4 protein-coding genes and 1 pseudogene are annotated in these 7,796 nt (G+C 61.7%); 2 read left to right on the forward strand and 3 right to left on the reverse strand.

Annotation, left to right across the window (positions count from 1 at the left end; all coding sequences use genetic code 11):
- Positions 1 to 151 precede the first annotated feature (151 nt).
- From IQK56_RS16570 to IQK56_RS16580, 3 genes and pseudogenes are all read right to left on the reverse strand, one after another.
- Positions 152 to 3,621: pseudogene (locus tag IQK56_RS16570) on the reverse strand (hybrid sensor histidine kinase/response regulator).
- A 120-nt stretch (positions 3,622 to 3,741) separates the two neighbouring features.
- A complete protein-coding gene (locus tag IQK56_RS16575; RefSeq protein ID WP_099584094.1) occupies positions 3,742 to 4,125 on the reverse strand; it encodes a YbaN family protein in 384 nt (127 codons plus the stop codon).
- Between the two features lie 20 nt (positions 4,126 to 4,145).
- Complete coding sequence (locus tag IQK56_RS16580; RefSeq protein WP_122308375.1) at positions 4,146 to 4,733, reverse strand: UPF0149 family protein; 588 nt, start codon at positions 4,731 to 4,733, stop codon at positions 4,146 to 4,148.
- A 279-nt stretch (positions 4,734 to 5,012) separates the two neighbouring features.
- Here IQK56_RS16580 and recQ point away from each other — a divergent pair, with 279 nt between their 5' ends.
- Positions 5,013 to 7,139 carry a DNA helicase RecQ gene (recQ, locus tag IQK56_RS16585; protein ID WP_150675847.1) on the forward strand — a complete coding sequence of 709 codons (2,127 nt, stop codon included), beginning with the start codon at positions 5,013 to 5,015 and terminating at the stop codon, positions 7,137 to 7,139.
- Between the two features lie 121 nt (positions 7,140 to 7,260).
- Positions 7,261 to 7,695, forward strand: a complete 435-nt coding sequence (locus IQK56_RS16590) for a MarR family transcriptional regulator (RefSeq protein ID WP_028617350.1) — start codon at positions 7,261 to 7,263, stop codon at positions 7,693 to 7,695.
- Positions 7,696 to 7,796: the final 101 nt, after the last annotated feature.

Here is a 7,796-nt window from a genome sequence, read left to right on the forward strand (position 1 = left end):
CAAGCCCGCTCACCACAGAGTTTTGTATAAGCTTGGGAGAGTTGTGTAGATACCTATGCCCCGATGGCGGTGGATCAGTCGCCAGATGTTTGGCTGCTATACCGTCATCGGGAGCAAGCGGCCTCCCGCATTTTTACCGGTTACATCCGGTTTATAGAGGCAAATGCCTGCTGAGCAACGCCCGTAACGCCGCCGGCTTCACCGGCTTGGCGAGGTAATCCAACCCCGCCGCATGCACCTCGGCCACCATCTCCGGGCGGCCGTCGGCACTGATGACCACGCCGGGAATCGGCTCCGCCAGTTGTGCGCGCAGCCAACCCATCAATTCCGTACCGGTCTCGCCATGGTCCAGGTGGTAATCCACCAGCGCCAGTTGCGGTCGCACCCCTTCAGCCAACAATGCCGCGCATTGCGCCTGGTCAGTGGCGGTCCACACCTGGCAGCCCCATCGCGTCAACAGGCTGCGCATGCCGATCAGGATGCTCTCTTCATTATCCACGCACAGCACCTGTGCGCCGCTCAAGGGTTGGCCGTTATCCGCTGTGGGCTTGGGCTGCGGGCTGGCCTGGTTGCGCGCCAGCGGCACGCGCACGCTGAATACGCTGCCTTTGCCTGGCCACGAGCGCACGCTCAGGCGATGGCCCAGGACGCGGCACAGGCCGTCGGCGATTGCCAAACCCAGGCCCAGGCCTTTTTCGGCGCGGGTCTGGTGGCTGTCCAGGCGCTTGAACTCTTCGAAGATGACCTTCTGTTTATCCTGCGGAATGCCGGGGCCTCTGTCCCACACTTCCAGGCACAACTCGCCCTTGCGCCGGCGTACGCCAAGCAGCACAGGGCCATCGGCATAGCGGAAAGCGTTGGTCAGGAAATTCTGCAGGATCCGTCGCAGCAGCTTGATGTCGCTGTCGACCCGCAGGCGACTGCCGCGCAGGCGGAAGCGCAAACCCTGCTCCTGGGCCAGCGCCTTGAATTCCGCGCCCAGGGTGTCGAACAGTTCGTTGAGCACAAAGGGCTGGCGCTGTGGGTTGATCTTGCCGTTTTCCAGGCGCGAGATATCCAGCAGGTCGCTGATCAGGTCCTCAGCCGAGCGCAGCGAGCTGTCCAGGTGCTGCACCAGTTGCCGGGCTTCAGTGGACAGGCCGTCGTTCTGGTGGGAGAGGGCGGCGGAGAACAGGCGTGCGGCGTTCAAGGGTTGCATGAGGTCATGGCTGACGGCCGCGAGAAAGCGTGTCTTCGACTGGCTGGCGGATTCGGCCACGCCTTTGGCATCGGTGAGCGCTACATTCAGTTGCGACAGTTCATGGGTGCGCTCGGTCACCCGCTGCTCCAGGCCTTCGTTGGCTTCGGTGAGGGCCTGCTCGGCTTCGCGGAACGCGGTGATGTCGGTGAAACTCATGACAAACCCACCACCGGGCATCGGGTTGCCGATCAGCTCGATCACCCGTCCATTCGGGAACAAGCGCTCGGAAGTGTGGGCGCGGCCCTGGCGCATCCAGTGCAGGCGTCGCGCCACATGCACTTCGGCCTCGCCGGGGCCACAGAGGCCGCGCTCGGCGTTGTAGCGGATGATGTCGGCGATAGGCCGGCCCACGCTGATCAGCCCGTCGGGGTAGTTGAACAGTTCCAGGTAGCGCCGGTTCCAGGCTACTAGCTTGAGCGACTGGTCGACCACGCTGATGCCCTGGGTGATGTTCTCGATGGCACCTTGCAGCAGCGCACGGTTGAATTGCAGTACTTCCGACGCTTCATCGGCGATGCGTACTACGTCCTCCAGCTGCATTTCCCGCCCCTCAATCGCAGCTTTTACTACTGCGCGCGTCGAAGAGGCACCGAGCACACCGGCCAACAGGCGCTCGGTATGGGCGATCCAGTCGTTATCGGCGTTCTGATTGGGGTTAAAGCCTTTGCCCTGGCGATAGGCGAAGCGGATAAAACTTTGCTGGGCCCGTTCTTCACCGACAAAACGCGCCGCCAGGCTCAGCAGGTCGCTGATCTGTACCGACAGCATCGAGCGGGCGTTGGCACGCTGGCTGATCTCTTGACCGATAAAACGCCCGGCTTGCCAGTGCTCCGACACCCGTGTGCGCGACAGCATCGACACCCACACAAACAAGGTGAAGTTGCCCGCCAGGGAGAACACGGTGCCCAGGGTGAGGGGCGTAACGGACAACCCCAGTGGGTGGGAATGAATCCACGTAAGGCCGGGGAAAAGGCTGAGGGACCAGCCCAGGCTTTTCGCCGTTACGGGTAGGACCAAGGTGTAGAACCACAGGAATGTGCCCGCCGCCAACCCGGCAAACACCCCGCGCCGGTTGGCTTGTTTCCAATACAGCGCGCCGAGCATGGCCGGGGCGAGTTGTGTCACGGCGGCAAACGCGATCTGACCGATAGTTGCCAGGCTCGCCGTAGAACCCAGCAAGCGGTAGCTCACGTAAGCCAGCAGTAGAATGATCACAATGCTGACCCGGCGCACCGAGAGCATCCAGTGGCGGAACACCTCGAACGGCCGCTCGGCGCTGGAGCGGCGCAACAGCCACGGCAGCAGCATGTCGTTGGAGACCATGGTCGACAGGGCGATGCTCGCCACAATCACCATGCCCGTTGCCGCCGAGGCGCCGCCGATAAATGCCAGCACCGCCAGCGCCGGATGGGCTTCGGCCATGGGCAGGCTGATCACGTAGGAATCCGGCAGCACCGAACCCGGCAGCAACATTTTGCCGCCGAGGGCGATGGGGATCACGAACAATGCGGCAAGGATCAGATACGCGGGGAACACCCATTTGGCCACGCGCAGATCTTGCGGGTCGATGTTTTCGACGACGGTCACATGAAACTGTCGCGGCAAGCAGATGATCGCCATCATCGCCACGCCGGTCTGCACTACCATCGACGGCCAGTTGACGGTTTCCTTCCAGTATTCCTCCAGCCGTGGTGCGAGCATTGCCTGGCTGAACAGGTCGCCGAAACCGTCGTAGAGGCCGTAGGTCACAAACGCGCCCACTGCGAGAAACGCGAACAGCTTGACCAGGGATTCAAACGCAATCGCCAGCACCATGCCACGGTGGTGCTCCGTGGCGTCGAGGTTGCGTGTACCAAACACAATAGTGAAGAGCGCCAGCACCAGCGACACGATCAGCGCCGTGTCCTGGGCCCGCGTGCCGGTGGTGTCGGCGCGGCGCCGATCAGCAGGTTCACCCCCAGCACGATGCCTTTGAGTTGCAGGGCGATGTAGGGCAGCACGCCGACCAGGCAAATCAATGCGACCACGACTGCCAGGGACTGGGACTTGCCGTAGCGTGCGGCGATGAAGTCTGCGATGGATGTGATGTTTTCCTGCTTGCTGATCAGAATCATCTTCTGCAGCACCCAGGGTGCCAACACCAGCAACAGCACCGGTCCGAGGTAGATCGGTAAAAACGCCCACAACTGTTCGGCGGCCTGGCCTACGGCGCCGAAGAACGTCCAGCTGGTGCAATACACCGCCAGCGACAGGCTGTACACCCAGGCGCGCACACGCGGCGGCAAAGGCGCACGGCGGCGGTCACCGTAGAAGGCGATGGCAAACATAATGGCCATATAGGCCAGGGCAACGGCGGCGATCAGCCCGCTGGACAGCGTCATGGTAACTCCGAGCATAGGAACACCCAGGCATTCCAGGCCCGGTTGGACAGTCTCGCATGATGGCTGGGGTTAGTCAGTGTCGACCAAGGTCGTGTGGGATCTAATGTCGCAGGGCGGCGCCTAGCGTGGGGGCAGGGTCTTCTGGCGCAGGATGTAGATCGTCACCAATACCGCACTGGTCAGCATGAACCCGCGTGCCCACGGCAGTGGCACCAGGTAGCAGGAGAGTCCGATGCTCAGCCACATCAAGCCGATGGCGTAGACCTTGCCCTTGAGCGGGATGCCGTTGCCGTCCAGATAATCTCGAATCCACGGGCCCAGGCGCGGGTGTTGCACCAGCCAGTGGTAGAAGCGTGGGGAGCTTCGGGCGAAGCAGGCGGCGGCGAGCAGGAGAAAGGGCGTGGTCGGCAATACCGGTAGGAAAATGCCGATCACCCCCAGCGCTACGCTCAGCCAGCCGATGGCCAGCAGCACGTAGCGCAGGAGGAGCGAGCGATTGCCCATGGGTGTCACGGGCAAGGGACTCAGTGGTGACGTGGCTTGAGGATCGCCGGTTTTTCGTCAGGTGCGTTGCACAGCAGGTACAGGGCGGTCAGGGCTTCCGGGATCTGAACGATCATGTCGTCCATCAGGTTGGCATCGGCGGCGATGTCAGAAAATTCAGCTTCTTCTTCAAACAGCCCCGAACCCACCATGATCGGCAGGAGCATTTCGCTGACTTCTTCCTCGGCGGTTTCGAACCAGGCGGCTTCACGCAGGAATACGCCTTCCATGAAACCGATGCACCAGCCGCGCAGGTCGGAGTCGTCCGGCTCTTCGCCCAGGTCCAGCTCGCAGGGCAGCTCGAACTCTTCATCAGACGCCAGTTGGCGAGCGATATGGGCCTTGAGGGCCAGCAGGGTGGATTCGATTTCTGCGCGATGGGCGTCGTCTTCGTAATGCGGCTCTTCGGCGAACAGCGCGTCGATCCATTCACGGTCGGGTACGACCTCGGCGCAGATCGACAGGGCGGTCAGGTAGCCGTGGGCGGCCACGTAGTCCAGCGCCTCGTCATGCAGCTCATCGGCGTCGAGGAAGGCTTGCAGGCGGGTTAGTTGCTCAGCGAAGGACATTGAAGGACTACCTTGGGAATAAACGATGCTGAATTCTAGGCTTTCTTGCGCGCCCAAGCCAGTCGGCGTGCACATTTGCCAGGTTTTAGAGACGGGCTGCAATTCGTCAGCGGCGCCCTTTGCCGGATGGCGCTCGGGTATACTGCCGCGTTTTGTGATGCCCCTGCAGGCCAAGCGCCAGGTCGAGAAAACTTCGCTTACGGATTATTTTTCGTGAGACCGCGTTTTTTCGACCAGCCTGTACAGAGGGATTTCGGCACTATTTTGTTGGAGTTATACATGCTCGATCAGGCTCAACGCGTCCTCAAGGACATCTTCGGCTACGACAGTTTTCGTGGCCGCCAGGGTGCGATCATTGAGCGCGTGGCCAAAGGTGGTGATGCCCTGGTACTGATGCCTACCGGCGGCGGCAAATCGCTGTGTTTCCAGGTGCCGGCGTTGTTGCGCAACGGGCTGGCCGTGGTGGTGTCGCCGCTGATCGCGCTGATGGACGACCAGGTCGCGACCCTGGAAGAGCTCGGCGTCGCCGCGGCTGCCTTGAACTCCACCCTCAGCGCCGAGCAGCAGCGCGACCTGGCCGCACGCATCAAGCGCGGCGAAGTCAAAATGCTCTACCTGGCCCCCGAGCGCCTGGTACAGCCGCGCATGCTGGCGTTTTTGCAGAGCCTGGAAATTGCCCTGTTCGCCATCGACGAAGCCCACTGTGTCTCCCAGTGGGGTCATGATTTCCGCCGTGAATATTTGCAGCTGGGTCAATTGGCCGAGCTGTTTCCCGACGTTCCGCGCATCGCCCTGACCGCCACGGCCGACAAGCGCACCCGCGAAGAAATCGTCGAACGCCTGCACCTGCAGAATGCCGAGCGTTTCCTGTCGAGCTTTGACCGACCGAATATTTTCTACCGTATCGTGCCCAAGGAGCAGCCGCGCAAGCAGTTGCTCGCATTCCTCTCTGAACGGCGCAGCGACGCGGGCATCGTCTACTGCCTGTCGCGCAAGAAGGTCGATGAAGTCGCTGCATTTCTCTGTGAACAAGGCTATCCGGCGCTGCCGTATCACGCTGGCTTGCCCAATGAAACCCGCTCTGCTCACCAGAAGCGTTTCCTCAACGAGGAAGGCCTGATCATGGTGGCCACCATCGCGTTCGGCATGGGCATCGATAAATCCAACGTGCGCTTCGTGGCCCACATGGACCTGCCCAAATCCCTCGAGGCGTACTACCAGGAAACTGGCCGCGCCGGCCGTGATGGCCTGCCGGCGGATGCATGGATGGTCTACGGCCTGCAGGACGTGGTGATGCTCAAGCAGATGCTGCAGAACTCCGAAGGGGACGAGCGCCACAAACGCCTGGAGCAGCACAAGCTCGACGCCATGCTCTCGCTGTGCGAAGAGACCCGCTGCCGCCGCCAGACCCTGCTGGCGTATTTCGACGAAGACATGCCGGAGCCGTGCGGCCACTGTGACAATTGCATTGATGGCGTGCAGACGTGGGACGCCACCGAGCCGGCGCGCCAGGCGCTGTCGACCATCTACCGCACTGGCCAGCGCTACGGCGTGGGCCATCTGGTGGATGTGCTGCTGGGCAAGGACAACGAAAAAGTCCGCAGTTTCGGCCACGAGAAACTCTCGGTCTACGGGGTCGGCAAAGCCCGCGCCGAAGGCGAGTGGCGTTCGCTGTTCCGTCAGATGGTTGCACGCGGTCTGGTGGACATCGATATCGAAGGCTACGGCGGTCTGCGTCTTAGCGACAGCTGCCGGCCGCTGCTCAAGGGTGAGGTGAGCCTGGAACTGCGTCGCGACCTCAAGCCGCAAACCACCGCCAAGACCAGCACCAGTCAGGCCAGCCAGCTTGTACGGGGCGAGGAGCGCGAACAGTGGGAAGCCTTGCGTACGCTGCGGCGCAAACTGGCCCAGGAACACAGCGTGCCGCCGTACGTTATTTTTCCCGATTCCACCTTGCTGGAAATGCTGCGCGAGCAGCCCACCACCATGGCCGAGATGGCGCGGGTCAGCGGTGTTGGTGCGCGCAAGCTGGAGCGCTACGGCCAGGCGTTCCTCGAAGTGCTCGGCGGCCAGGCCGAAGCGCCGAAGGAAATCGCCGATATCCGCCACGAACTCATCAGCCTGGCACGTGCCGGCATGACCCCGATCCAGATCGCCGGCCAGTTGCAATGCTCGGAGAAGAACGTCTACACCTTGCTCGCTGAATCCATTGGCAAGCAGCAGTTGTCCTTGGAGCAGGCCCTTGATTTGCCGGAAGATTTGCTCGGTGAAATCCAGGACGCATTCCTCGACGGAGAAGGCGAATTGCCACCCGTTGCCGAGATTGCACCGCTGTTTGCCGGGCGTGTGCCTGAGGGCGTTTTGTACTGCGTGAGGGCCGCTTTGCAGTCTGAATTCGAAATTTAGTGTGCCAATTACGACAATGTAACGATTCAGTACATAGCAACTCTTGCCTAGTGGCAGGGCTCATGCTTAGCTGGCTAATAATTAGCCACACTTTATTTTCAGTCTAACCCATGAGTTTTTTATGCCGTTAACCGATCAACACCGCTTTGGCATGCAGCTGGCGCAAATGTCCCGAGGTTGGCGCGCCGAGCTCGACCGCCGTTTGGCGGGGCTGGGCTTGTCCCAGGCGCGCTGGCTGGTGCTGCTGCACCTGGCCCGTTTCGAAGAGGCCCCCACTCAGCGTGAGTTGGCGCAAAGCGTTGGTGTAGAAGGGCCGACCCTGGCGCGGTTGCTCGACAGCCTTGAAGGCCAGGGCCTGGTGCAACGCCAGGCGGTGGTGGAAGACCGGCGCGCCAAACGCATCCTGCTGTGCGACACCGCACGGCCGTTGATCGAACAGATTGAAACCATTGCCACAGCCTTGCGCCATGAGCTGTTTGTGGGTGTGGATGAAGCAGACCTGAGTGTGTGCATGCGGGTGCATGGGCACATCCTGGCGAATCTGGAAAAGTCCTGATCTAAACGCCGATTATGCCGGGCTGGCTTGCTGTGATGAACGGGCCTGTTGTGGTGAGCTTGCTTCTTGTGCTGAGCGGGCTTTGTGTGGTGAGCGGGCTT

The sequence above is a fragment of the Pseudomonas cyclaminis genome (assembly GCF_015163715.1).
Classification (GTDB): Bacteria; Pseudomonadota; Gammaproteobacteria; order Pseudomonadales; family Pseudomonadaceae; genus Aquipseudomonas; species Aquipseudomonas cyclaminis.